This is a genomic window from Lysobacter sp. 22409, assembly GCF_052045105.1.
Lineage (GTDB): Bacteria > Pseudomonadota > Gammaproteobacteria > Xanthomonadales > Xanthomonadaceae > Lysobacter > Lysobacter antibioticus_B.
In genome coordinates this window covers 1-24,463 of record NZ_JBQEOE010000028.1, presented here as the reverse complement: position 1 = coordinate 24,463, position 24,463 = coordinate 1, and the positions used below count along the sequence as shown (strand labels likewise).

General features: G+C 67.0%; 18 protein-coding genes, 1 tRNA gene and 1 pseudogene. 11 read left to right on the top strand and 9 right to left on the bottom strand.

Annotation, left to right across the window (positions count from 1 at the left end):
• Window positions 1–190 precede the first annotated feature (190 nt).
• The 6 genes and pseudogenes from ACTJJK_RS14730 (at window position 191) to ACTJJK_RS14705 (ending at window position 10,201) form a co-directional block, all read left to right on the top strand.
• Window positions 191–2,935, top strand: coding sequence for a TonB-dependent receptor (locus ACTJJK_RS14730; protein ID WP_440730596.1), 2,745 nt, complete (start codon window positions 191–193; stop codon window positions 2,933–2,935).
• A gap of 20 nt (window positions 2,936–2,955) precedes the next feature.
• The gene (locus tag ACTJJK_RS14725) at window positions 2,956–5,025 is read left to right on the top strand and encodes a glycoside hydrolase family 97 protein (protein ID WP_440730595.1); all 2,070 of its coding nucleotides are present in this window, start codon (window positions 2,956–2,958) and stop codon (window positions 5,023–5,025) included.
• Window positions 5,025–6,023, top strand: coding sequence for a glucokinase (gene glk, locus ACTJJK_RS14720; protein ID WP_440730594.1), 999 nt, complete (start codon window positions 5,025–5,027; stop codon window positions 6,021–6,023). The genes ACTJJK_RS14725 and glk overlap by 1 nt, the downstream gene beginning before the upstream one ends.
• Before the next feature lie 89 nt (window positions 6,024–6,112).
• Window positions 6,113–6,853, top strand: a pseudogene (locus ACTJJK_RS14715) (YoaK family protein); the annotation flags it as partial.
• Between the two features lie 115 nt (window positions 6,854–6,968).
• Entirely contained in the window at window positions 6,969–7,649 is a 681-nt protein-coding gene (locus ACTJJK_RS14710) for a TetR/AcrR family transcriptional regulator (RefSeq protein ID WP_051884325.1), read from the top strand.
• Window positions 7,646–10,201: a PEP/pyruvate-binding domain-containing protein gene (locus tag ACTJJK_RS14705; protein ID WP_031370375.1), complete on the top strand. Its 2,556-nt coding sequence runs from the start codon at window positions 7,646–7,648 to the stop codon at window positions 10,199–10,201. Before ACTJJK_RS14710 ends, ACTJJK_RS14705 begins: the two co-directional genes overlap by 4 nt.
• Window positions 10,202–10,235: 34 nt before the next feature.
• Here the strand turns inward: ACTJJK_RS14705 and ACTJJK_RS14700 are convergent, their stop codons facing one another.
• Complete coding sequence (locus ACTJJK_RS14700) at window positions 10,236–11,243, bottom strand: TraB/GumN family protein (RefSeq protein WP_440730593.1); 1,008 nt, start codon at window positions 11,241–11,243, stop codon at window positions 10,236–10,238.
• A 361-nt stretch (window positions 11,244–11,604) separates the two neighbouring features.
• Between ACTJJK_RS14700 and ACTJJK_RS14695 the strand changes: the two genes are divergently transcribed.
• The 3 genes from ACTJJK_RS14695 to ACTJJK_RS14685 are packed head-to-tail and all read left to right on the top strand — an operon-like array spanning window position 11,605 to window position 13,883.
• Window positions 11,605–11,949 carry a hypothetical protein gene (locus tag ACTJJK_RS14695; protein WP_440730592.1) on the top strand — a complete coding sequence of 115 codons (345 nt, stop codon included), beginning with the start codon at window positions 11,605–11,607 and terminating at the stop codon, window positions 11,947–11,949.
• Between the two features lie 10 nt (window positions 11,950–11,959).
• Window positions 11,960–13,540, top strand: coding sequence for a PepSY-associated TM helix domain-containing protein (locus ACTJJK_RS14690; protein WP_440730591.1), 1,581 nt, complete (start codon window positions 11,960–11,962; stop codon window positions 13,538–13,540).
• A 10-nt stretch (window positions 13,541–13,550) separates the two neighbouring features.
• Window positions 13,551–13,883 carry a DUF3325 domain-containing protein gene (locus ACTJJK_RS14685; RefSeq protein WP_440730590.1) on the top strand — a complete coding sequence of 111 codons (333 nt, stop codon included), beginning with the start codon at window positions 13,551–13,553 and terminating at the stop codon, window positions 13,881–13,883.
• A 102-nt stretch (window positions 13,884–13,985) separates the two neighbouring features.
• Here ACTJJK_RS14685 and dxs read toward each other — a convergent pair whose 3' ends face one another.
• The 7 genes from dxs to ACTJJK_RS14650 form a co-directional block, all read right to left on the bottom strand.
• Window positions 13,986–15,893 (bottom strand): 1-deoxy-D-xylulose-5-phosphate synthase, encoded by a 1,908-nt coding sequence (gene dxs / locus ACTJJK_RS14680; RefSeq protein ID WP_223621153.1) that lies wholly within the window; start codon window positions 15,891–15,893, stop codon window positions 13,986–13,988.
• 151 nt (window positions 15,894–16,044) lie between these two features.
• Window positions 16,045–17,259, bottom strand: coding sequence for a hypothetical protein (locus ACTJJK_RS14675; RefSeq protein WP_031370369.1), 1,215 nt, complete (start codon window positions 17,257–17,259; stop codon window positions 16,045–16,047).
• 142 nt (window positions 17,260–17,401) lie between these two features.
• Window positions 17,402–18,115 (bottom strand): HNH endonuclease, encoded by a 714-nt coding sequence (locus ACTJJK_RS14670; RefSeq protein ID WP_081930556.1) that lies wholly within the window; start codon window positions 18,113–18,115, stop codon window positions 17,402–17,404.
• Between the two features lie 160 nt (window positions 18,116–18,275).
• Window positions 18,276–20,066 (bottom strand): acyl-CoA dehydrogenase C-terminal domain-containing protein, encoded by a 1,791-nt coding sequence (locus ACTJJK_RS14665; RefSeq protein ID WP_440730589.1) that lies wholly within the window; start codon window positions 20,064–20,066, stop codon window positions 18,276–18,278.
• Between the two features lie 131 nt (window positions 20,067–20,197).
• Entirely contained in the window at window positions 20,198–20,680 is a 483-nt protein-coding gene (locus tag ACTJJK_RS14660) for an LEA type 2 family protein (protein WP_031370366.1), read from the bottom strand.
• A gap of 121 nt (window positions 20,681–20,801) precedes the next feature.
• Window positions 20,802–21,119, bottom strand: coding sequence for a hypothetical protein (locus ACTJJK_RS14655; RefSeq protein ID WP_440730588.1), 318 nt, complete (start codon window positions 21,117–21,119; stop codon window positions 20,802–20,804).
• 554 nt (window positions 21,120–21,673) lie between these two features.
• Entirely contained in the window at window positions 21,674–22,117 is a 444-nt protein-coding gene (locus ACTJJK_RS14650; protein WP_057919981.1) for a DUF6491 family protein, read from the bottom strand.
• 170 nt (window positions 22,118–22,287) lie between these two features.
• Between ACTJJK_RS14650 and ACTJJK_RS14645 the strand changes: the two genes are divergently transcribed.
• Window positions 22,288–22,363: transfer RNA gene (locus ACTJJK_RS14645), tRNA-Phe, on the top strand.
• A 358-nt stretch (window positions 22,364–22,721) separates the two neighbouring features.
• On the top strand, window positions 22,722–22,976 hold the full coding sequence (locus ACTJJK_RS14640; protein ID WP_223621150.1) for a hypothetical protein: 255 nt from the start codon (window positions 22,722–22,724) through the stop codon (window positions 22,974–22,976).
• A gap of 558 nt (window positions 22,977–23,534) precedes the next feature.
• Here ACTJJK_RS14640 and ACTJJK_RS14635 read toward each other — a convergent pair.
• Window positions 23,535–24,463, bottom strand: a 929-nt coding sequence (locus tag ACTJJK_RS14635; protein ID WP_440730587.1) for a prealbumin-like fold domain-containing protein, incomplete at its 5' end; no start/stop codon positions are given.

Sequence of the window (24,463 nt, the reverse complement as noted above, 5' to 3'; positions counted from 1 at the left end):
AGTCTCGGCCGTTACGAATGCAATCGCATGGTTTCTCGCTGGTCGGCGCATCGATCTAAGGAATGTGCTTAGTTTTAAGGTGTTTTGTCATGGAAGAACACACTGGTTTGCAGCAATTGCATGGCACAAATTTTCTGCACTAGTGTCCGCTATGACAGCGCTGTCATATCGGCGGCGGGAGGTGACACCGATGAGCGAGACACCGAAGTTGGCGGCCTTGGCCGCTGCCTGCCTGCTGGGCATCGCATCCATGAGTCAGCGGGCGCACGCGCAGAACGCGCCCGTCGAGGCCGCTGCCGGCAAAGCGACCGAACCGAATGCGGTTCCGGAGGTCACCGACCTGGACAGGATCGAAGTGGTCGGTATCCGCGGCAGCCTGGAGCGTTCGTCCGATCGCAAGAAGGAAGAAAAATCCATCAGCGACACGATCAGCGCCGAAGACGTCGGCAAGTTTCCCGACGCCAACATCGCCGATGCGCTGCAACGCGTGACCGGCGTGCAGATCACCCGCACCTCCGGCGGCGAAGGCCGTTTCGTTTCGATCCGCGGCTTGAACAGTCAGTTCAACCTGGCCACCTTCAACGGCCGCGTCCTCGCCACCGACAACGCCGGTCGCGATTTCAGTTTCGACGTGATGCCGGCGGAAGCCTTGAGCCGGGTGACGGTCTACAAGTCGCCGACCGCATCGCAGATCGAAGGCAGCATCGGCGGACTGGTCGAGCTGTCGACTTTCGACCCGATGTCGCGGCCGGGGTTGCACTTCAACGGCTCGTTCAGCGGTCTGTACGACGAGGCCTCGTCGGATACGACTCCGCGCCTGGGTTTCGTCGCCAGCAACACCTTCAAGGACAACACCGTCGGCGTCTTCGGCGGGCTGTACTACTACAAGCGCAAGTGGCGCTCGGACACGTTCGAGAGTTTCGCGCGCAGCACCGAGACCACCGATTCCAACGGCGACGGCGTGCGCAACGATCGGGTCGACGGGCGCGGCGCGTTCCCCGGGATCATTTCCTATCAGGTCAAGACCGGCGACCGAGAGCGCCTGAGCTGGGTTGGGGGGCTGACCTGGGAGCCGAACGATCGCCTGAAGAGCACCGTCGATGCGTTCTATTCGCGCTACGACACGCCCGAGACCAGTTACTCCTACAACGTCAATTTCTACAGCAACGACGGTTGGGGACGCTTCGCCAATGCGACCCTGGCGCCGTGGAACGGCGGCGGCGTCAATCGCTATCTGATCACTTCCTTCGATCTCGACAACACCCCGCTCGAGATCGGCACCGACAGCAAGGAGCGCAAGGTCGACCTGTACCAGCTGGGCTGGAACACCCGCTTCCATGCGACCGACAAGCTGACCGCCGTGTTCGACCTGGCCTACTCGGTCGCGGACCGCCCGAACAGCGGCAAGAGCTATTTCACCGTCGCCGGCGTCAATGGCGGCCGCTATCGTTACGAGGCGACCAGCCCGGTGCCGAGCGTGACTTGCGTATTGCCGGACGCGCGCAGCTGCCTGGACGTCGGCAACGACGAAATTGGCCTGCACTTCATGGAGCCGAAGGGCGAGTCGACCCGCGACGAGGCGTTCTCGACGCGCGTGGATCTCGACTACACCACTTATTTCGGCGATGTGATGGCGGTCCTGGAAGGCGGCTTGTTCTACTCGAGCCGGCAGAAGGACAAGCAGTACTACGCTTCGCCGAGCGGCTGCGGTTATTGCGGCTTCGGCGATACCCTCGGCGAAGCCGGTATCGACGCCGTCGTGCCGTTCCCGGACGGCGGATACCGCGCCGGCCTGGTGGGCGGGCGCAACCGGTGGCCGGCCCTGGACGCGAACGCCTTGTTCGCGGCGGCGATCAAGTTGCGAGGGCAGGACTACTTCAACGCGACCATCGCCCCGCGCTTGCAGCAGCGTTCGTCGTCGCAGATCGAAGAGGATCAATACGGTACCTATCTGCAGGCCAATTTCAGCGGCGACCGCTGGGACGGCAACGTCGGCGTGCGTTATGTGCGTACCGACCTGGTCTCGAAGGGGCATACCCAGGAACTGCTGGCCTTGGTGCCGATCCCGAACAGCACCAACTACACGCCGACCTTCTCGGACGTGCGCCCGGTCGACGTCGATCACAACTACGACGACTGGCTGCCGTCGGCCAATTTCACTTATCGCTTCAACGACCACCTGCAATTGCGCGCCGCCGCTTCCCGCGCCATCACCCGGCCGACCTTCCTGCAACTCGGCGTGGACGTGAACTACGAGATCAACAGCTATCCGCCGCGGGTGACCCGCAACGGCAACCCGAAGCTGGAGGCGATCCGCTCCGATGCCTTCGACCTCTCGCTGGAGTGGTACGGCGACGAGGGCGCGGCGGCTTCGGTCGCGGCGTTCTACAAGAACATCGACGGCTTCATCACCTCCGGCCTGTTCCCGGAAACGATCCTGGGCCAGACCTTCCAGGTGACCGCGCCGCTCAACGGCGACACGGCCAAGCTCAAGGGCCTGGAAGCGGCCTACCAGTACATGTTCCCCAGCGGTTTTGGCGGGCAGATCAACTACACCTACGTCGACAGCAAGGCCGAGGTGACGATCAACGGCGCGCGCAAGACCACCACGCTGGACGGCGTGTCGAGGAATACCCTCAACCTGCAGGCCATCTACGAGAAGGGGCCGATCGCGGCACGGCTGTCGTACTCGTACCGCGACAAGTACGTCGCCTGCTCGGTGTGCGGGCCGGTCAACACGCCGGCCACCACCGCCGCCTCGGGCTTCCTGGACTTCAGCGGCAGCTATCAGTTCAATGATGCGGTCACCGCTTTCCTGCAGATCTACAACATCACCGAGGAAGAGGAGCACACCTACGCGATGGACAAGCGCTTTACCACCTTCTACGAGCCCTATGCGCGGCGTTTCGAGCTGGGCGTGCGAGTTGCCTTTTGACCGTCGAGTGGAGTTTTCCGATGAGAACCGTGTTCGTTTCATCCTGGCGGCAGCGTTGCGCGATGGCGGCTGCGCTGTCGTTGTTTGGAGGCTTGCTGGCGCCCTTCGAGCCCGCGCGCGCAGCGACCGTCGCCGAGGCGCAATCGCCCGACGGCAGTCTGAAGGTCAGCGTCGTCGTCGAAGACGAGGGCAAACTCAGTTATCGCGTCGACCGCAAGGGTGTCGCGTTGATCGGCGACTCGCGTCTGGGCATGTTGCTCGGCAGCGGGCGTCTGGAGCGGAACCTCGCCTTCGTGAGTAAAAGCACGAGTCCGCACGACGACACCTGGGAGCAGCCCTGGGGCGAGCGTCAGTTCGTGCGCAACCGCTACAACGAACTGCGCGTCGCGATCGGCGAAACCCTGGGGGCGAAACGCAGGTTCGATGTGGTCTTCCGCTTGTACGAAGACGGCCTGGGGTTTCGTTACGAGTTCCCCGAGCAGGGGCCGGAGCCGGTCGTGATCGAGGAGGAACTGACCGAGTTCAACCTGGCTCAAGCAGGCACCGCCTGGTGGATCCCCGCGGGCGAATGGAATCGCGAGGAATACCTGTATCGCCGCACGCCCATCGAAGCGATCGGCTTCGCCCAGACCCCGGTCACGGCGAAGTTGGCCGACGGAACCCATGTCTCGATCCACGAGGCGGCCCTGGTCGACTACTCGGGCATGAACCTGGTACGGGTGGACGGTCGCCGGCTCAAGAGCGTGCTGACACCGGGCGAAGGTGTGGGCAAAGTCGTGCGCCTGGCCCCGTTCCATACCCCGTGGCGTACGCTCCAGGTGGCCGACGATGCCGGTGGCCTGGCGATGTCGAACCTGATCCTCAACCTCAACGAGCCGAACAAGCTCGGCGACGTGTCCTGGTTCAAGCCGATGAAGTACGCCGGGGTCTGGTGGGAGATGCATCTCGACAGCAAGACCTGGTCCTCCGGGCTGCGCCATGGCGCGACCGACGAGAACGTGATCCGCCATATCGATTTCGCCGCGAAGAACGGCTTCAAGGGCGTGCTGGTGGAAGGTTGGAATCTGGGCTGGGACGGGCACTGGTTCGGCGACGGCGGCGAGTTTGATTTCACCCGTTCCTATCCCGACTTCGATCTGCCCAAGCTCAGCGCGTACGCGAAGTCCAAGGGCGTGCAGCTGATCGGCCATCACGAAACCGCCGGTAACGTCGCCCGTTACGAATCGCAGTTGGAGGCGGCGCTGGCCTTGTATCAGCGCATGGGCGTGAACGCGGTCAAGACCGGCTATGTCGCCGATGCCGGCGATATCCAACTGCGCGGCGCCGATGGCCGCTTGCATCGCGCCTGGCACGAAGGCCAGGACATGGCGCGCCACCATCTGAAGGTCGTATCGGAAGCGGCCAGGCACCAGATTGCAATCAACGCGCACGAACCGATCAAGAGCACCGGCCTGCGCAGGACCTACCCAAACTGGATTTCCAACGAAGGCGCGCGCGGCATGGAGTACAACGCCTGGGGCAAGCCGCCGAATCCCCCCGAGCACGAAGCCAATCTGGTGTTTACCCGGCTGCTCGCCGGGCCGATGGATTTCACCCCGGGCATCCTCAGCCTGACCGGCGCCAAGGGTATGCCGATCCAGAGCACCCTGGCCAAGCAACTGGCGTTGTACGTCGTGCTGTACAGCCCGATCCAGATGGTGCCGGACTTGCCCGAGCACTATGAGCGTTATCCGGAGGCGTTCCAGTTCATCAAGGACGTGGCGGTGGATTGGTCGGATACGCGCGTGCTCAACGGCGAAGTAGGCGACTACGCGACCGTGGCGCGCAAGCAACGCGGGGGCGACGACTGGTTCCTCGGCAGCATTTCCGACGAGAACGCACGGACCTTGAAGGTGCCGCTGGATTTCCTCGATGCCGGCAAGACCTATCGCGCCGAGATCTACCGCGACGGCGCCGATGCCGACTGGAAGGGCGAGCGTTTTTCGTTCGCGCGCGAGAGCCGGGACGTGCGTCGGGGCGAGGTGCTGTCGATCCGCCTGGCGCCGGGCGGCGGGCAGGCCATCCGTTTTACACCGGCCGGCGGGCGCTGATGGCCCCGAATATCCTGCTGGCCGATATCGGTGGAACCAATGCCCGATTCGCGCTGTGCGATGCGGACCGATCGACGACGGTTCGGCTCGACAGCGTGCGCGATTACGCGGTTGGCGATTTCCCTTCGCTCGGCCATGCGGCCCAGCACTATCTGGCGCAAGTCGAGGCGAGCGCCGGCAGCGGCGTGTTCGCGGTCGCCGGCCGCGTCGCCGGGCAGGAAGCGCGCATCACCAACCATCCCTGGGTGATTTCCACCGAACGCACCCGGGCGATGCTGGGCTTCGAGCGTTTGTCGTTGATCAACGATTTCACCGCGCAGGCGATGGCGATCCGGTTGTTCCAGCCCGAGGACGTGGTCAGCGTCGGTGGTGCCGATTGGCGGCCCGACGAGCCGCGACAGGCGCGCAACTACGCCGTGCTCGGGCCGGGCACCGGGCTCGGCGTGGGTGGGTTGATCGTGCGCGAGGGATGCTGTCACCCGCTCGAGACCGAAGGCGGCCACATCAGCTTCGCGCCGGGAACGCCGGAGGAAATCCAGATCCTCAAATATCTGTCTAAGGAGTTCGGTCGGGTGTCGAACGAAAGGCTGATCTCGGGCCCGGGCCTGGTCAACATTCATCGCGCCCTGAGCCAGATCGCCAAGACCGATCCCGGTCCGCTGCAGCCGTGCGACATCACCGCGATGGCGGCCGAGGGCGATGCGCGCTGTCTGCGCGCAATCGACATCTTCTGCGCGTTGTTCGGCGCCGTTGCCGGCGACCTGGTGCTGACCCTGGGCGCCTGGGACGGCGTGTTCCTGGCCGGAGGGCTGGTGCCGAAGATGCTGCACTCGTTGCAACGCTCCGGGTTCAGGCAACGCTTCGAGCACAAGGGGCGCTTCTCGCCGGTCATGGCGGCCGTGCCGGTGCTGGCGATCACCCACCCGCATCCCGGCTTGCTCGGTGCGGCGAGTTACGCCCGCCATGCGCTGCCGGACGAGTATCGGGCGGCGAGTTAGGCGGACGGGCGCGGAACGAGCCGCATCGCCGCGCGCGAGCGATAATGCAGGCCGTCGCGATTCGCCGGCGCGGTTGTGCAGAGGGCCGAATGCCTGTCGCTTATCTCCGTAACCTGACCGGCAAGGAACGCCGTCCGGGCGCCGACCGCCACCTCGCGTATTACCTGGCCTTCGTCGCCGGCGCGGTCAACGCCGGCGGTTTTCTGGCGGTGAAGCAATACACCTCGCACATGTCCGGCATTTTGTCGGCGATGGCCGACGACCTCGCGCTCGGCAGTCTGGGGTTGATGCTCGACGGGCTCGGCGCCTTGCTGTCTTTCCTCGCCGGCGCCGCGTGTTCGGCGATCCTGATCAATTGGGCGCGCCGACGCCGGCTACACAGTGAGTTCGCTCTGCCGTTGTTGATCGAGGCTGGCCTCTTGCTCGCGTTCGGTCTGCTGGGCGCCAGCCTGCAGGGGCGGCAACTGTTGTTCGTGTCGGTCACGGTGATGGTGCTGTGTTTCATCATGGGCCTGCAGAACGCGATGATCACCAAACTGTCGCGCGCCGAAATCCGCACGACCCACGTCACCGGCATGATCACCGACCTCGGCATCGAGCTCGGCAAGCTCGCCTATTGGAATCGCACCCCCGACAGCGAAAGCGTGCCGCGGGTGGCGGCGAATCCCCGCAAGCTCAGGACCTTGGCCATTCTGGTCGCCGCGTTCTTCGTCGGCGGCGTGACCGGGGCGGTCGGGTTCGGCCGGATCGGTTTCAGCGCCACGATCCCGCTCGCCGCCCTGCTGATGACCTTGGCCCTGGTGCCGGTGCTGGACGACGTGCGCTCGCGTCGTTGAGCGAGGCGTCCGGCGGGTTGCCGGCCTGTCGTCCTGGCGCCGCGGCCAGGGCTTGTCATTAAAATTGAACGATGTATAAAATTGTCCTTGGTTCACCAAGGTCAAGGCCATGCCCGTTCCCAGACTGCAGCCCGAACCCGTGCGCGAACCTGCAGCGGAGCCCGGCCGCCGCGAGCGCAAGCGCAACCAGACCCTCGACCATCTCGCCGCGACCGCGTTCGGTTTGTTCGAGGCGCGCGGCTTCGAAGCGGTGACGATGGAGCAGATCGCCGACGCCGCCGACGTGGCCAAGGGCACGCTTTACAACCACTTTCCGGTCAAAGAGGCCTTGCTGGCGCATCAGTTCCATGGCGAGCTGGCCTCGGCCATGGGCGCCATGGAGGGGCCGAGCGACAGCGTCCGCGAGCCCGCCGGCTTCGTTTCGCGCCTGTCGCGCTGGCTGGAGGCCTCGGCGCAGTGGTACCAGGGGCGGCGCGCGTATCTGCCGCATTACCTGCGCTTCCGTTTCCGGCAGGTCGACGCCGCGGCGCGTGCGCGCGACGACGAGGGCGAACGCAGCGGCATGGAGCGTTTGTTCGAGGCCTTGATCGCCGCCGGGCAGGGCCGCGGCGAACTGCGCGACGATTTGTCGCCGGCGCACCTGGCGAGCTTGCTGCAGCATCTGCATCTCGCCGCGCTGATGCGCTGGCTGGCGAGCGCGGACGGCGATCTGGAAAACGAATTCGCCGCGATCGTCGATGTCTTCGTGCATGGTGCGAGCCGTCCGGTCGGCGTGCGGAAATCGCGATGAGCGCCGCGTTGCTGGACTGGCCGGCCGCGGCCGAGGCCGGGCCTGCGCAGGCCGGCGGCAAAGGCTGGCAACTCGGCCGGATGGCGACGTTGGGATTGCCGGTGCCGGAGGGCCTGGTGATCGCTGCCGCGGCCAGCCGCGAACGGGCCGAGGACGGCTCGGTGCCGCCGGAATTGCTGGCATCCATTCTTGAGGAAATACACGCCCGCGGTTGGGGCGAGCGCGCACTCGCGGTGCGTTCGTCGGCGCCGCAGGAGGATTCGGCGCGCGCTTCGTTCGCCGGCCTGCATCGCTCCTGCCTCAACGTCCGCGGCGCGCAGGCGCTCGCCACCGCGATCGTCTCGGTATGGGATTCGGCGCGCGAGCCTGCAGCGGTCGCTTATCGCGAACGTTTCGGCTTCGCGGCCGACGACACGGCGATGGCGGTGGTGATCATGCCGCTGTTGCCTGCGGTCGCTTCCGGGGTGGTCTTCACCTGCGACCCGCTGTCCGGCCGCGACGACCGCGTGCTGATCAATGCGCATTGGGGGCTCGGCGAGGCCCTGGTCGGCGGTCATGCCGACGTCGACGAATACCGCCTGCAAGTGCGGCGCATCGACGACGGCCTGGAGCCGATCGAGCAACGCATCGGCGCCAAGCGCCAACAAACGCGCGAACGCGCCGACGGCGGCACGGAACTGGCCGAGACCCCGCGCGAGTTGGCCCAGCGCGCGGTGCTGACCGCGGCGGGCGCCCTGGAGATCGCCGCGCTTGCACGCGATGCCGCGGCAGCGCTGGATTTCGCCCGGCCGCGCTTCGACGTCGAGTGGGTCTGGGACGGCGAACGTTTCTGGATCGTGCAGGCACGACCGGTCACAGCGAGCGCGCGCCATACCTATCCGGCGCTGTCGCAGCAGCCGAGCCTGTGGACGCGCGGCAACACCAAGGAAATCCTGCCCGAGCCGCTGTCGGCGATGGACTGGTCGTTGTATGCGATCGCTGCCGATCGCATGTTGACGCTCGGTTACGAACTCGGCGGTTATCGGGTACTGCCCGGCGTCGCCCACGCCAGCCTGCATCACGGCCGGGTCTATCTGGAGGCGTCGTTGATCCAATGGGAGGGCCATGACGCCTACGGCATCGCGCCCGCGGCGATCAACGCCTTGCTCGGCGGCAGCCAGGGGACGATTGCGGTGCCGGCGCCGTCGTGGCGCGCACGCGCGCAACGCGGCGGACGTTTGTTGCGCTTCATGCGGCGCTCGCTGAAGAAACGCCGCGACGCGGCGGCGGACCTGGCCCGTGCGCGCGAGCAGGCGCGCGCCTGGCGCGAACAGGACTTGTCGCAGGGCAATCGCGGGCTCGCCGCGCTATTGCGCCACCAGGTCGCGCAGGTGCGCGCCTCGGACGAACTGTTCTTCCTGCAAGGTTCGGCGGGCGGCACCTTGACCACCCTCGTCGACCTGGTCGACAAACGTTGTCCCGGCGAAGGGCAGGCGCTGACGGCGGCGTTGATGGCCGGCGGCGAGGCGAGCGTGACCGCGCAACAAGGCTACGACCTGATCGCGTTGGCGCAGGTCGCGGCCGGAGACGAAGCCGCATTGGCGTGGCTGCGCGGCGCTGGGCGCGACAGTGGGCAGTGGTCGGTGCAGTTGCCGGAGAACAGCGCATTCCGCCGCGAATTCGCCGGCTTTCTCGAACGCTACGGCCACCGCGCGGTGGCCGAGAGTTATCTGCGCCAGCCGCGTTGGCGCGAGCAACCGGATTATCTGCTCGACATGGTGGCGTCCCTGGTCGGACGCGACGCCGAGGCCTTGCGACAGCGCCAGCGCGAGATTTCGGCGCAGGCCTGGCAGCGTCTGAGCGCGTGCACACCGGCCTGGCTGCGGCCGTTGATCCGTCACCTGTTGCGCAGCGCCATCGTCGATTGCAACCAGCGCGAGGCCGCACGCAGCGCCTTGATGGCTTACTTCGAGGCGATACGCCGTCTCGCCATGAAGCTGGGCGAGCGCCTGTGCAGCGACGGTGGTTTCGGACAGGCCGACGAAGTCTTCGATCTGACCGCCGAGGAGCTGTGCGCCGTAGCCGAAGGCCGGCTCGGCCTACGTCATGCCAAGGCCCGCGCCGACGAACGTCGTGCGATGCGCCTGCGCTGGGCAGCGACGGCCGAACCCGAAGTGGTGGTCGAACACGGCGAATTCGCGGCGATTGCGGCGCAGAGCACTGCGAGGGCGGTGTACGAGGCGGAGGACGGGGCCTGGTTCGGCACGCCGATCGGCGCCGGTCGCGCCAGCGGGCGGGCGCGCATCGTCCGCGACCCGCGCGAAGCGGGTGCGCTCGAAACCGGCGATGTGCTGATCGCGCCGAGTACCGATCCGGCCTGGACGCCGTTGTTCCTCAAGGCCGGCGCGCTGGTGATGGAGACCGGCGGTTATCTGTCCCACGGCGCCATCGTCGCGCGCGAGTTCGGCATTCCGGCGGTGGCGAACCTGCCCGGCATTCTGGGCGAGCTGAGCGAAGGCGAGCGCATCGAAGTCGACGGCCATCGCGGCCGGGTGCGCCGCCTGCGCGATTGATCGCGCAGCGGCGCAAGGGTTCGATTGCTGCCGCTCAGGGATCTTCGACGGTATAGCCCTGTTCGCGCAGACGGTCGAGCAGGCCGCCGCGTTCGAGCAGGTCCGACACCGGCAAGGTCGCGAAGGTGCTGCGGTTCTTCGCCAGCGAGTCTTGCGCGCGTTCGAGCCAGGTCGCGGTGACGCGCTCGCGCAGATCGCCGAACCCCAGGCGTTTGGCGACGCCGGTGGTGGCCAGGGCTTCCAGGCAGGTGCGGTATTGATCGCCTTGCGGCAGGGTGCGCAGGCTGGCGATGTCGCCGACCGCCCAGGCGTTGCCGCGTGCGCGCATCGACTCCAGGTCGCCTTCGATGCGCGACAAGGTCTTGGCGAAGCACTCGCGGTCGTCGAGCGCGCTGGCCGAGAACTCCTTGAGCGCGGCCTTCGGGTCTTCGATCTTGACCGTGACCCGGGCTTCGACGATCGGCACGCCATGTTGCTTCGCGGTCTTCTCGACCACCGGCTGGACCACGCCTTTGAGCGTCATCCCGGACTGGCGGATCGCCGCTTCGTAGAGTTCCTGCGCGGCGAAGATCGGCCGCCATTTCTCGACGCCGCCGTCGCGGCCGATGTAGCGCGCCTTGAGCGTCAGCCAGCGCGCATAGAGATCGGCCGGGACGATTTCCTGCAAGGTCTTGCCGTCGGGATTCTTGCGCGCCTTCAGCGCGGTCGGGATCAGCATCATCGTGCGCAGCATGCCGAGCTCGGTGCCGAAGTTGACCGAGGGCGGGGCGATCACTTCCTCCGACTCGGCGATCGCCGCTTCGACATCGCGCGACAGCCAGGTCATGTCCTTCGGCAGCGGGCTCAGGGTGCCGAGGATCCAAAGCACGTGGCCGCCGCGCACGACCTTCCACATGCCCGGCCCGGGCTGCTCGCCGGTGACGACCAGGGTGTCGAGATCGCGGATGTCGCCGGCCGGCGGCGCGGCCTGCTGGGCGTGGGCAACGGGCTGGGCGAGGGCGGTGGAGGCCAACAGCAGTACGGCAAAAAGGGCACGACGCATCCGTGACGCTCCTGAGCGGGGGATGGGACTCAGCGGAAGCCGGGATCGTAGCCGGTCCCGGGGCGGACTGTGGGTCGGAGTTGTATTGGACTTGTACGGACTGTGCGCCGGTGCGCGACTGCGCCGGTTCGCAAGCTCGGTCGGGCGACCGCTCGGCCACGGCGCGGCCATGACTTGGTCACGACTTGCCAGCACGGCGGGGTGGAGCGCCCGGCAGGATGCGGCGCGATGCGAGTGGTTTGCAAATGAGAACCATTGCCAATTAGACTGGCAGCTCGCCCCATTACAAGCACGCTCCGAGCACGCTTCGCCATCCATCCGGCCGGAGTGCCGCGGGGACCGGCCAGGCCATGATCCGCGTATGACCCAGACCCTCGCTCCTGCGGCTTCCGTGCCCGCCCGCAAGCCACGCCCGACCTTGTCGTGGCGCTATCGCGGCGAAGTCGCGGTGCGCGCATTCGCCGCCTTCGCGATCGGCTACGCCGTCGCCTACGCCTCGACCGCCTTCCTGACCCTGGTGTTGCCGCTGGGGCGTAACGATCGGGTCGTTACCGCAAGCCTGCTGTGTTTCTTCGTCTGGTGCGGCGTCGCGATGTACGCCTTCGCCGCGCGCACGCCCTGGCGTGCGTGCTGGGCGCCGGCGCTATGGGCGATCGCCTTGTACGGCATCGCCGCGTTGTTCCCCGAACTCGGTGCCCGACCGTGAGCCCGCGCGCATGAAGAACACCTTCTCGCAGGCGATGGCCTGGCTGCATACCTGGGCCGGTCTGGTGATCGGCTGGCTGCTGTTCGTGATTTTCGTCGGCGGCACCATCGCCTGCTTCGACAAAGAACTGACGCACTGGATGCAGCCGGCGCTGCACGGCAAGACCCCGGTCGCGAACATCGACCTGAGCCGGACTATCGAAGGCCTGCAGGGCATCGCCAAGCCGCATCCGCACGCCTATTACGTGACCTTGCCGAGCGAGCGCAGCCCGGCGCTGCAATCGGCGGTGTACTACGACGCCGGCCCGCACGACGCGATCAACATCGACACCAGCACCGGCCAGGCGATACCGGAAACCGCCGGCGGCGAGTTTTTCTTCACCCTGCACTACAACCTGCATTCGGAAACCTGGGGCATGTACATCGTCGGTATCGCCGGCATGTTCATGCTGATCGCGATCCTGACCGGCATCGTGATCCACAAGCGCATCTTCAAGGACTTCTTCACCTTCCGCCCCAACAGCGGCGGGCAGCGCGCCTGGCTCGACGGCCACAACCTGACCGGCGTGCTCGGCCTGCCGTTCCATCTGATGATCGCCTACACCGGCGTGGCGATCTTCGTCGCCAACTACATGCCGGCCGGGCTGCTCGCGGCCTACGACGGCGACGTCGAGAAGTTCTATGTCGAAGCCAGCGACAGCTACGAGCGCCCGGAAACGCACCGGCCGCTGAAGTCGATCTATCCGATCGACAAGTTGATCGCCGACGCGCGCGAACGCCTGGGCCAGCCGATCTCCTGGGTCAGCGTGCACCACCCGGACGACACCAGCGCGACGATCTCGTTCGGCGGCGACCACAGCCGTGCGGTCGCCTGGAACTTCGACCAGGTCTTTTACGACGCCAACGACGGCAAGCTGTTGCACGAGTCGGGCGCGTTCAAGTCCGGCTATAAGACCTATACCTTCCTCGGCGGCCTGCACATGGCGCAATGGGGCGGTAGCGCCTTGCGTTGGCTGTACTTCGTGCTCGGCCTGGCCGGTTGCGTGATGATCGCCAGCGGCATGCAGGTCTGGGTCGCCAAGCGCGCGAAGAAGGTCGCCGAAGCCGGCGCCTGGTCGGGCTATGGGCTGGTGCAGGCGCTGAATCTCGGCGTGGTCGGCGGCATGCCGCTGGCGAGCGCGGCGATGTTGATCGCCAATCGCTTGATCCCGGCCGCGACGGCGGAACGCGCGAGCTGGGAGATCGGCGTGTTCTGCGCGGTCTGGATACTGGCTTCGCTGTACGCCGCGATCCCGGCGGTGCGCAGTCGTGGCTGGGGCCATTTCTTCGCCCTCAACGCGGTTGCCTGCGCGCTGATTCCGCTGGTCAACCTGGCGACGTCGCCACGGAGCCATGTGTTCGCGACGATCGCGCGCGGCGACTGGGCCCTGGCCGGCGTCGACCTGACCGCGCTCGGTTTGTGCCTCGGTTTCGCCTGGCTCGCGCGGCATTCGTTCGCCAAGGCGCGCCAGCCGGCGCCGGCGCGTCCCGCGCGCGGCCGCGCGGCGCGTGGCGATGCCGTGGTCGACGAAACGGCCGTGGCCGATCACTGAGGAGCGTCGCATGCTGTGGTTGGGTTTCAGTCTCGGTGTCGCGGCCTGGTGTCTGCTCAGTCTCGGACTCGAGAAGCATCACCGGCAGTTGTTCGCGCGTGCATTCGACCCGCGCCGCGGCCGTTGGCTGCGTGCGCTCGGTTGGGGTTTGCTGGTGCTCGACTTCGCCTTGTTCGTTACCGGCTGGGGCTGGTCGCAGGGGCCGGTGTTCTGGTGCGCGGCGCTGATGCTGTCGGCGCTGGCCTGGACCTTGTTGATGACGCTCGCGCCGCGCGCGAGCACCCGCATCGCCATCGCCAGCGTGCTCAGCGCGCTGGTGATGATGCCGGTTTGGATGGGGTAGGGCCCGCCGAAACCAGCACGCGTCGCTTCGGCGACATCACGGTCGCGGCTTGCGCCGCTCCTACTCTAAAGCGACGGCGTGAGCCGTCGCTTGATGCATGAATCACCCGATCGCCGTCTGCACCGGCGCCGCGCTCACCTGCGGCCAGCGGCGCAGGATCGAGGCGCGGATCGAGGCCGCATCCAGTCCCGCTTCGGCGAGCAGTTGCTCGCGGCTGGCGTGGTGCTGGAATTCGTCGGGCAGGCCCAGGTGCAGGATCGGCAGGACGATGCCCTCGGCCGCGAGCAACTCGGCCACGCCGCTGCCGGCGCCGCCGGCGACGACGTTGTCCTCGAGGGTGACGAAGCCTTCGTGGGTCTTGGCCAGTTCCAGGATCAGGGCGCGGTCGAGCGGTTTGACGAAGCGCATGTTGACCACGGTCAGGCCGAGTTCGGCGCCGACCTGTTCGGCCGCGGGCACGATCGCGCCGAACGCGAGCAGAGCGACGCGCGAGCCGCTGCGGCGCAGGTCGGCCTTGCCGATCGGCAAGGTGTCGAGGCTCGGCTGGATCGCCACGCCGGGGCCGGTGCCGCGCGGATAACGCACCGCCGCCGGGCCTTCGTAACGATGCCCGGTGCTGAGCATCTTGCGGCACTCGTCTTCGTCGGCCGGCGCCATCACCACCATGTTCGGCACGCAGCGCAGGTAGGACAGGTCGAGGTTGCCGGCGTGGGTCGCGCCGTCCGGCCCGACCACGCCGCCGCGGTCGATCGCGAACAGCACGTCGAGGTTCTGGATGGCGACGTCGTGCACCAATTGGTCGTAGCCGCGCTGCAGGAAGGTGGAGTAGATCGCCACCACCGGCTTGGCGCCTTCGCAGGCCATGCCGGCCGCCAGCGTCACCGCGTGCTGCTCGGCGATGGCGACGTCGAAGTAACGCTTCGGATATTCCTTGCTGAAGCGCACCAGGCCGGAGCCTTCGCGCATCGCCGGAGTGATGCCGAGCAGGCGTTCGTCGGCGGCGGCCATGTCGCACAGCCACTCGCTGAAAATATCGGTATAGCTCGGCTTCTTCGCGCCGGGCTTGCTGATCAGGCCCTTCTCGGGGTCGAACGGGCCGACCGCGTGATAGCCGATCTGATCGTCCTCGGCGAGTTCGTAGCCCTTGCCCTTGGTGGTGATGATGTGGAGCAGCTGCGGGCCCTTGAGGCCCTTGAGCGTCTTCATCGCGTGCAGCAGCGCGGGCAGGTCGTGGCCGTCGATCGGGCCGGTGTAGTGGAAGCCGACTTCCTCGAAGAAGGTCGAGGGCACGAACATGCCCTTCCAGTGCTCTTCCCAGCGGCGCACGAACTTCGCGGCCGGCTTGCGCTTGTCGCCGAGCAGCTTCTTGCCGCCTTCGCGGATCGCGTTGAGGGTGCGGCTGCTGGTGAGGCGGCCGAGCATCTTGGTGACGCCGCCGACGTTCTCGGAGATCGACATCTGGTTGTCGTTGAGGATCACCAGCATGTTCGGCTCGGGATCTTCCAGGCCGCCGGCGTGGGCCAGCGCCTCGAAGGCCATGCCGGCGGTCATCGCGCCGTCGCCGATCACCGCCACGACCTTGCGCTCGTCGCCGGCGTGCTGCAGCGCGAGCGCCATGCCGAGCGCGGCCGAGATCGAGGTCGAACTGTGGCCGACGCCGAAGGTGTCGTAATCGGATTCGTCACGCTTCGGAAACGGCGCCACGCCATCCTTCTGCTTGACGGTGTGGATCTCGTCGCGACGGCCGGTGAGGATCTTGTGCGGGTAGCACTGGTGGCCGACGTCCCACACCAGTCGGTCGACCGGGGTTTCGTACAGCCAGTGCAAGGCCACGGTGAGTTCGATCACGCCGAGCCCGGCGCCGAAATGGCCGCCCACCAGCGCGACTTGTTCGATCAGGTAGGCGCGCAGTTCCTCGGCGATCGCCGGGAGCTCCTCTTCGGGGAACCGGCGCAGGTCGGCGGGGACCTGAATACGGGAAAGACGCGGGTAGCGCTGCGAATCGATCATTACGACCATCTGTCTTCAGCTAGTCGGTCATTGTCCCGCCCCCGCGTGAGGCGAGCAAGAAGTCCGGCCGCTTCATGTTCAGACAGCAGGCACGGCAAGGCGCCGTGCCGGGGAAAAACCGGACGCCGCGGCGGATTGCCGCAGGCGCGGCTCAGCGGCCGCGCAAACGCCCGAACAGGCCGCCGCTGGACTTGGCCGGCTCGACCGGAGTCGGGTCGCCCTCGGGCTCGGCGAAACCGGTGGCGAGGCTGGCGTTGATGAAATCGGCGACTTCGGCTTCGGTGACGCCGCTGGCTTCGGCGATCTCGGCCACGGTCGCGAGCGCCTTCATCATCACCGTGGCGATGCGGAAGTGCTTGGGATACTCGCGTTCGGTCTGCGGCCACTTGGTCATGCGGTAGCGGCGCTGCGGGTCGTAGCCCGGGGCGAGGCGGCCCTGGCCGGCGAGCAGGTTGCCGAACCAGACCAGGCGCGTCAGCGGCATCGGGGCGCCGAGTTCGTTAGCGGCGGTCTCCCACTGCGCGGCTGGCACGACTTCGAAATCGGAGGCGGCGAAACCGCGGTCGAACCAGTCGGCCAGCGGCTTGAGTGCGGCCGGGCCGTGGTACTTGCGCTGGTCGGCGTCGATCAACAAGCGATCGTTGCCCTGGGCCACGCGCAACAGGCCGCGCAGGCGGCCGGGCACCAGCCAGTCGAGCAGGCCGTCGCCGCGTGCGGTGATGGTCGGGCCGGTCGGAGTGAGCGTGGTCGCAGGCATAGCGCTCGCGGCAATGCTGATTGCGTCGGTCACTGGCGCCGGTACGGCCGCCGGAGCCACGGCAGGAATCGGCGTGGGCGCCAGAGCAGGTTCCGCCGGCGCAGGTGCGTTCGTCGCGGCCGGGGCGGGTGTGGCTTGCTGCGCCGCCGCCTTGGCCGCCGCCGCGTTGGCTTGGGCGCGGTCGGTCTGCAGCAGTTCGACGACGACCTCGGGCAGAGCCGCGGTCGGGTCGGTCAGCGGCTGTTTCGGGATCTCGACCGTCGCCGGTGCGGGTGCCGGGGAGGGCGTCGGCAGGGCCTGGCCGGACTGCAAGGCGATCTCGCCGAGCAGCTTGGAGATCGAATCGCTGGTGAAGGGATGCGACAGCAGGAAATCGGCCTGGGTGCGTTGCGCCGCGGTCAGGGCGATCACCGACTTGCCGGTCGCATGCAGGCGCAGCCAACTCATCGGGCCGTACATGCTGTCCATGTCGACGACGACGAAGTGGGCCTGTTGTTCGGGCAGCAGAGTCCAGTGACCGCCGAGTTGGGCATTGGCGACCTTGAAGGCCGTCTGCAAGGCGGACTCCGTCGCCGGGTCCATGCCGGTCAGACCGAGGGTCAAAGGCATCTGTGAGGTGTCCACGAAATCGATTGCGACGAGTGTCCGGGACGACTGGATTGTCGTCAACGCGCGCTATACGTCGTTTATGACCCTTATTCGGCACCCCGGCCGGGGCTATTGCCTCAATACTGCGACGGGGTTCACGCCTTCATGCGTTCAGGCGGGCGTTCTTCGGCAGTTGGTTTTTCAGGAACGTCATCTGGTCGGCCAGGATGTTGCGGTTGGACAGGATCAGATGCTCGACCCAGCTCGGGCGATACGGCACCGCGAGCAGCGGCATACTGGCCTGCTGTGGGGTGCGGTTGCCCTTGCGCGAGTTGCATTGGAAGCAAGCGGCGACCACGTTCTCCCAGATGTCGCGACCGCCCTTGGACACCGGGACGACGTGGTCGCGGGTCAGGTGCGGGCGGTGGAAGTCGTGGCCGCAGTACATGCACAGGTGGCTGTCGCGCGCAAACAGCGCGGCGTTGGTCAGGGCCGGGGTCGGGTCGAGCGCGCTCGGACGGGCGTGGCCGCGCGCGGCGACGATCGGATGCAGTTCGAGCACGCTGCGTTCGCCGGTCAGGCGGTTGGTGCCGCCGTGCACTTCCAGGCAGGGGTCGCCCAAGGTCCAGGCGACCGCGCCGCGCACGTACAGACAACTGGCTTCCTGCCAGTTCATCCAGTCGAGCACGCGGCCATGCGCATCGAGCGACAGCAGCCGCACGGAGTTGAGTCGTTCGAGAGCGTTGCGCGGAACCGCGCGGGGACCGGCCCAAGGCGAGTAAGGATCGGGGACGCCGGTGGCATCCGGCTCACGCTGAAGCATTTCAGCGTGGGTTCCGGTTCGGACCAGGCGGATCTTCGCTCTATCGGTCTCCATCGGGAATCCAGCTTATACCCGTTTGATGACGATTTTGGTAGTTGCGATGGCGAAGGGTCGCGCGCCCGGTCCGAAGGGGCGGCCTGGTCTGGATCGAATGCCGTAGAAACTACGGTTCCGCCGGAGCCGGCCGGCGGAACCGCATCGTCGGGGCGACGCCTCAGACGTCGAACGCTTCTGCGTCCAGGCCGGTGAGGGTCTCGACGCTGGCGCCGATGGCGATCGCGTGGGCCTGGCTGCGCGGCAACAGGCGGGCGAAGTAGAAGCGCGCGGTTTCGCGCTTGCCGGTCTTGAAGCGCGCCGATTGCGAGGAGGCCTCGCTCGCGGCGACGCTGCGCGCCCACCAGTAGGCCAGCGAGAGATAGCCCGAGTACATCAGGTAGTCGTAGGCGGCCGCGCCGACCTCGTCGGGGTTGGCGGCGGCGCGCTTGCCGACGGCCATCGTCAGCTGCTGCCACTCGCCGGCCTTGGCGCGCAGCGGGCCGATGAATTCGGCGATCGCGGCATTGCCTTCGTTGTCGGCGCAGAAGCGTTCGATCTTCTCGAGCATCACGCGCAAGCCGGCGCCCTGCAGCTGCATGACCTTGCGGCCGAGCAGGTCGAGCGCCTGGATGCCGGTGGTGCCTTCGTACAAGGTGGTGATGCGGGCGTCGCGGGCGAGCTGTTCCATGCCGTGCTCGGCGATGTAGCCGTGGCCGCCGAAGCACTGCAGCGCGTGGTAGGTGCATTCCACGCCCCACTCGGTGAGGCAGGCCTTGACGATCGGGGTCATGAAGCCGATCAGCGCATCGGCTTCGGCGCGTTCTTTCTCGTCGCCGCTGGCGTGGGCGATGTCGACCTGCAGCGCGGCGTCGTAACCCATCACCCGGCCGCCTTCCACCAGCGCCTTGCAGGTCAGCAGCATGCGGCGCACGTCGGGGTGGACGATGATCGGGTCGGCCGGCAGCTCCGGAAACTTCGCGCCCGACAGCGCACGCATCTGCAGGCGGTCGCGCGAGTAGCGCAACGCGTTCTGCAGGGCGCGGTCGGACAGGCCCAGGCCTTGCAGGCCGACGGCGAGGCGGGCGGTATTCATCATGGTGAACATCGCCATCAGGCCCTTGTGCGGCTGGCCGATCAGATAGCCCTGGGCGCCGTCGAAATTCATCACGCAGGTGGCCGAGCCGTGGATGCCCATCTTGTGTTCGAGGCTGCCGCAACGCACCGCGTTGGCCTCGCCGATGCTGCCGTCGCGCGCGACCTTGATCTTCGGCACGATGAACAAGGAAATGCCCTTGCTGCCGGCCGGTGCGTCGGGCAGGCGCGCCAGCACCAGGTGGATGATGTTGTCGGTGAGGTCGTGCTCGCCGGCGGTGATGAAGATCTTGGTGCCGCTGATCGAATAGCTGCCGTCGGCCTGCGGTTCGGCCTTGGTCTTGAGCAGGCCCAGGTCGGTGCCGCAGTGCGGCTCGGTCAGGCACATGGTGCCGGTCCAGCGGCCTTCGACCAGCGGCTTGAGGAAGACTTCCTGCTGCCACTCCTCGCCGTGGTGCAGCAAGGCTTCGGTGGCGCCGTGCGAGAGCAGGGGGAAGTTGCCCCAGGCCAGGTTGGCCGCGTCGATCATTTCCTTGAGCGGCACGCCGGCCGCGTGCGGCAGGCCCTGGCCGCCGAACTTGATCTCGGCGGTGAGGCCGGACCAGCCGCCTTCGACGAACTGGGTATAGGCCTGCTTGAAGCCCGGCGGCGTGGTGACCGCGCCGGTGGCCTTGTCGTGGCTGCAGCCGATCTGGTCGCCGATGGCGTTGAGCGGAGCGAGCACGGTTTCGTTGAAGCGCGCGCCTTCCTCGAGCACGGCGTCGAGCACGTCGCGGGTGGCGTCGGTGTAACCCAGGCGTTGGAACTGCGCTTCGGCGCCGAGGACGTCGAACAGGACGAAACGCATGTCGGCGAGGGGGGCTTTATAGGTGCTCATAGGCTCGGGAATGGGGAATAGGGAAAGGGGAATCGAAACGGCAAGGACGCGGTGAGAGCGACGGATTCGGGCAGGGAAACAGGAGCGGCGGATTCAACCGATTCCCTATTCCCCATTCCCGACTCCCGAATTCAGCGCATCACCCCGGGCAAGCCCGGCGCCGGGCTCAGCGCGCTGCTGCGCTCGATGGTGAAGATGCGTTGCTTGGCTTCGTCGGGGGTCGCGGCGATGTCGCCCTTGAGGCTGTAGGCCAGGCTGCGGCCGCCGGACAGGGCGTCGGCGATGGCGATCTTGGCCGCACCCGACGGGGTCAGGCTGACGGTGACCACGTCGGCCGATTCCGGGCCGATCGAAACCGCCGGCTGGGCCTGGAGCTGGCCGGCGATGTCCTCGCCGAGCTTGAGCTGCAGGTCGAAACGGTCGAAGCGCATGGGGATGCTGCTGAAGTTCTCGATCCGCACCTCGACCGCCCAACTGCCGTTGGCGCGCACGGTCAGCTGCTGGATGCGGGCGGCGGGCTCGGAGACGCGGCGGACCTGTCCGCCGCCGCAACTGGCGAGCAAGGCGGCGGCGAGCGCCAGGCCGAACAGACGCATCCAGGACCCTGCTTTCATGCCGCCGCTCCGTCGTGATGAGAACCGCGAGGATACTACGGCGAATGGTGGCGTCGTCAGGGTGGTGGTGCCGGCGGACGGAATGTCGACGGAGCGCTGCGGTAACTCCCGGCGCCGGGGCTCAGCGGGCTACGCGGGATTCGCCGTGTGTGGGCGATGCGGTCGCGACCGGCTCGAGGGGCTGGCCCGCGGTTGCGCGCAGCATGCCGCCACGCTGGGCGGGCGGGGATTGGGGATTCGGCGCCGGGCGCGCGTCGTGGCCACCCGCCAGCGGCGAGAGGTTGGGCGAGGGATCGGGCGAGGCCAGGGGCGAGGGGGTAAGCGGGGAAGAAGGCGCCGCCGCCTGGGCCAGCAAAGCCAGCACCGAGACGGCGGCCAGTACGAGGAGATAGCGAGGCAGCTCGTGGAGCATGTCCTGGACCACCGATGCTGCCTTCATGCACGAATCCCGCGTAGAGCACGCGGCACAAACCGACTGGCCGTCCTGGCCCTCGGTGCGAACTCCGTTTCGCCGTGCATGCCCACTTCCCCAACACTTGCAAAGAGTAGCCCCGACTCCGCTGGCTCACCTGCTCAAGGTGACGGCCTTAATCCGTTGCTGAGCGGCATCCGTGTCATCGCATCGACCGTGCTGCCGGGGCAAGTACAGATTGGACCGAGGCGCGGTCCGGCGCAGTAGGTCGAACGCGCGGCACCGTGTAGGATTTTTCTGACCCCGGTCACGTTCGGCTGCAGGCGGCCTCGGGCGAGGGCGGCGAGGGCGGCGAGGGCGGACTGCGGAGGCCCGGATGCGAATCATCGTGGGCGGCGTCGCCGGGCGCCGGTTGGCGCTGCAGCGCCTAAACGTCGGTGCGTTGCCGTCCGCTCGTGGCCGGCGACATGTGCGAGGACCTGTTCGCAACGGGTGCATGCGTTCGCTCGCGCCCATCCGCGCGTTCGATCGAACGCCGCTTAAGCGCGATGCGAAGCCGCGCGTCCACCGACTTCACAACATCAGGGCTTCGGATCTTCCGGCATCGTCCCGGCTTCGCGCATGTCGCGCTGCGCCTGCTTGATCGCCTTGACGTCGAGCGGAAGGATGCGGCCGATGAAGCAGGGCATCTTGATCGACTGTCGGCCGAGCACGGTGACCTTGTCGAAGCGCGAATGCACGCGGCCCATCTGATTGCTCACGCTGATCGCCGAGGCGAAGTCGAGGTCCGGGCAACGGCCTTGCAGTTCGAGCAGATAGGCCTGGTTGGGTTTGGTCCACACCGCGAGCGCGCTGTCGCCGAGCGGGGTCCAGCCGTCGATGCGGCCGAAGTACTGGAAGCTGTCGACGGGCGCGGCGGCATGCGCGCGATACAGCGCCAGGCGCTGCGCATCGTCCATCTTGGGATTGCTCGCGCAGGCGCTCAGCAAGAGCAGGGCGAGAGCGGCCGGAACAAGGCGTTTCATGATCCACTCCTCGGCGGCGCGGGCCGCCATTGCGGGCTAGGCCGACATGATGCGCCGGCCGTGGCGGAGCGTCGCATCGAGCTCGTGGTTCGTTCAGCGCCGATGAGGCTTGCCAGATTCCATCGGCATCCGTATCATCCCGCTCCTCTCACGGCGCACCGTGAAAGAACGGCCGGGTAGCTCAGTTGGTAGAGCAGGGGATTGAAAATCCCCGTGTCGGGGGTTCGATTCCCTCCCCGGCCACCATTTGCATCAAGGGCTTAGCGTTCGCGCTAGGCCCTTGGTTTTTGTGGCGCGGCCATGCTCGTGCCGGCGTCGAACGCGACGGTTCTTTCGATGCGCGCAGCGCCTTTCGCCGGATGCTTCGGCGACAGGTGCCGACAGCGAACGCCGACTCGCGACCGCAAGCCGCCAGACTCCATCAAGGCGCGTCGGCCGATGCCCGGCGTGTTCCGTCTATCCGGTCCTTCATCGCGCAGATCGAAGCGGACCCGGACAGAGCGCCCGGCCGAGCCCGGTATTGGCCGGCAACGGTCGCATGACGAACTCTGGGCAAGGCGCTCGGCATCACGATGTGCCGATCGACTAAAGGACTGGGTGCGAGATGCTCGAAGAATTTCTCGGCGGCGGCGTAGCCATGATCGTTTTCGCCGTGATTCTCAGGTTTTTCTTCGGCCGTGGCGGCGCATCGAGCTTCGATTCGCTCGCCGACGCTCACGAGGACGCGGGCTATGCAGACAATGCGAAGAAACTGCGGGATACCGCGGCGTCTTATCGCACTCGTGTCGATCGCTACTTCTACCTTTTGTTGATCATCGGTTTGGCGATGATCCTCGTATCGCTGATCGGTCGGCCATGAGGGCCGGCAGCGGCCACGGGACCCGGCCTCGTGCGCCGTTCAACTGGATTCGACCGTCCTGTCCTGCCGCGGAAAGGACATGATTCGGCGACGGCTGCGAGGCGAGGTGTCTGTGCAAAAACCTCGGCCTGTAGCGACGATGGCCTTGCCCTTACGGTGGGTAGGGGAAATCCGACCCTTCGGTGCGGTGCCCGCCGACTGCGCAGCGCCGGCCAAATCGCCAAGCTGGCCAGGCTGGCAACGTGTGGCCCTCCCTCGGTAGTTGTTTCCACACGGCAGGGGCCTTCAGGGAACGAAGGCCCGCCAGCAACATGACGGCGACTGCTCGAAAGGCTGTGGCGGCTTGCGCGCCAACGGCACACCTCGTTGTTCAGGGCGCTCCACGCCTGCGTGCTGGCTTCACTTGCGGTAGACGCCCCCCGCTGTGAGCGCATCATCGCTGTCGCTGTCGCTGTCGCTGTCGCTGTCGCTGGCCGAAGGTGCAAAAACGAAAAGTGAAACGCGAAACGCGGAAAGTCGTGGCGCTTCGCCTTTCGTCTCTGGCCGCAGTCCGTTGCCTCAGTTCACCGTGCAGCTCAAGGTCACCGTAATGCTGGCGCCGTTCGCCAAGGTGCCGAGGGTCGCCCCGGTGTCGAGCGTCGACAGGGTGATCGGGGTAAGCGGGCAGGCGCTGCCGCTGCAAGTCGGCGGGGTCGTGCAACTCAAATTGCTGCGGTTCGCGATGGGGTCGCGCAGGATCGCGCCGGTGACTGCGTCGGGGCCGTTGTTGGTAACCACGATCGAATACAGGGTCGTTGCGCCACGGACTACGCTGTCGCCACTCTGATCGTTGGGGCCGGAGCCCGGGGTATTGGTCTTGGTGATCACCAGATCGGCTAGCGGCGCGCGCGTGTTGGAGAGCGTGCAGGTCAAGTCGTCGCCGGCCACCGGCGTGAGGCTGAAGCTGCTGCCGTTGCCGCTCGGCGTTTGTCCGCCGGCGCGGGCGTTGGTGCAGGTATAGCTGGTCGTGTAGTTGGCCAGGTTCGCACCGGCGGCGCCGGTTTCGGACAGGGTGTAGGCCGAGCCGATGCTGCCGCTCGTGAGCAAGGCCTCGCCGGTCGCGGTGCTGCCCGTGCCGGTGGTCGTCGCCGTGGCCGGGCCGCCGGTGCCGGCGATGCTCAGCGCGAATTGATCGGCGGCGACGAAACGGCCCAGCGGCAGCGCCTTGCGCAGGCGCAGAATCGGCTGCTTCTGGAACACCAGCGGGCCGCTGGCGGTGTCATTGGCGGTGTTGTAGTCGTTGTTGGTGGTATCGCCGTCGCCGTCCGGCACGCTGCGGCCGAGCGCGGCATTCGCGGTGTAGGTGCCGCTGAGCGTCGGCGAGTTGACCGTGACCGGAATGGTGAAGCTGACCGTGCCGCCGTTGGCGCCGGGCGATGCCGCGGCCGCGAGCGGGGTCGGGTTGAGCGCACAGGTGACGATGGTGTTGGCGCCATTGGCGGTGCAGT

What these genes read in the sequence shown, in the direction of transcription:
- ACTJJK_RS14675 (WP_031370369.1), bottom strand. Translation starts at nt 17,259, where the DNA reads ATGCCTTTGACCCTCGGTCTGACCGGCATGGACCCGGCGACGGAGTCC.
- ACTJJK_RS14690 (WP_440730591.1), top strand. Translation starts at nt 11,960, where the DNA reads ATGAAGAACACCTTCTCGCAGGCGATGGCCTGGCTGCATACCTGGGCC.
- glk (WP_440730594.1), top strand. Translation starts at nt 5,025, where the DNA reads ATGGCCCCGAATATCCTGCTGGCCGATATCGGTGGAACCAATGCCCGA.
- ACTJJK_RS14655 (WP_440730588.1), bottom strand. Translation starts at nt 21,119, where the DNA reads ATGAAGGCAGCATCGGTGGTCCAGGACATGCTCCACGAGCTGCCTCGC.
- ACTJJK_RS14670 (WP_081930556.1), bottom strand. Translation starts at nt 18,115, where the DNA reads ATGGAGACCGATAGAGCGAAGATCCGCCTGGTCCGAACCGGAACCCAC.
- ACTJJK_RS14705 (WP_031370375.1), top strand. Translation starts at nt 7,646, where the DNA reads ATGAGCGCCGCGTTGCTGGACTGGCCGGCCGCGGCCGAGGCCGGGCCT.
- ACTJJK_RS14685 (WP_440730590.1), top strand. Translation starts at nt 13,551, where the DNA reads ATGCTGTGGTTGGGTTTCAGTCTCGGTGTCGCGGCCTGGTGTCTGCTC.
- dxs (WP_223621153.1), bottom strand. Translation starts at nt 15,893, where the DNA reads ATGATCGATTCGCAGCGCTACCCGCGTCTTTCCCGTATTCAGGTCCCC.
- ACTJJK_RS14665 (WP_440730589.1), bottom strand. Translation starts at nt 20,066, where the DNA reads ATGAGCACCTATAAAGCCCCCCTCGCCGACATGCGTTTCGTCCTGTTC.
- ACTJJK_RS14640 (WP_223621150.1), top strand. Translation starts at nt 22,722, where the DNA reads ATGCTCGAAGAATTTCTCGGCGGCGGCGTAGCCATGATCGTTTTCGCC.
- ACTJJK_RS14660 (WP_031370366.1), bottom strand. Translation starts at nt 20,680, where the DNA reads ATGAAAGCAGGGTCCTGGATGCGTCTGTTCGGCCTGGCGCTCGCCGCC.
- ACTJJK_RS14725 (WP_440730595.1), top strand. Translation starts at nt 2,956, where the DNA reads ATGAGAACCGTGTTCGTTTCATCCTGGCGGCAGCGTTGCGCGATGGCG.
- ACTJJK_RS14695 (WP_440730592.1), top strand. Translation starts at nt 11,605, where the DNA reads ATGACCCAGACCCTCGCTCCTGCGGCTTCCGTGCCCGCCCGCAAGCCA.
- ACTJJK_RS14650 (WP_057919981.1), bottom strand. Translation starts at nt 22,117, where the DNA reads ATGAAACGCCTTGTTCCGGCCGCTCTCGCCCTGCTCTTGCTGAGCGCC.
- ACTJJK_RS14730 (WP_440730596.1), top strand. Translation starts at nt 191, where the DNA reads ATGAGCGAGACACCGAAGTTGGCGGCCTTGGCCGCTGCCTGCCTGCTG.
- ACTJJK_RS14700 (WP_440730593.1), bottom strand. Translation starts at nt 11,243, where the DNA reads ATGCGTCGTGCCCTTTTTGCCGTACTGCTGTTGGCCTCCACCGCCCTC.
- ACTJJK_RS14710 (WP_051884325.1), top strand. Translation starts at nt 6,969, where the DNA reads ATGCCCGTTCCCAGACTGCAGCCCGAACCCGTGCGCGAACCTGCAGCG.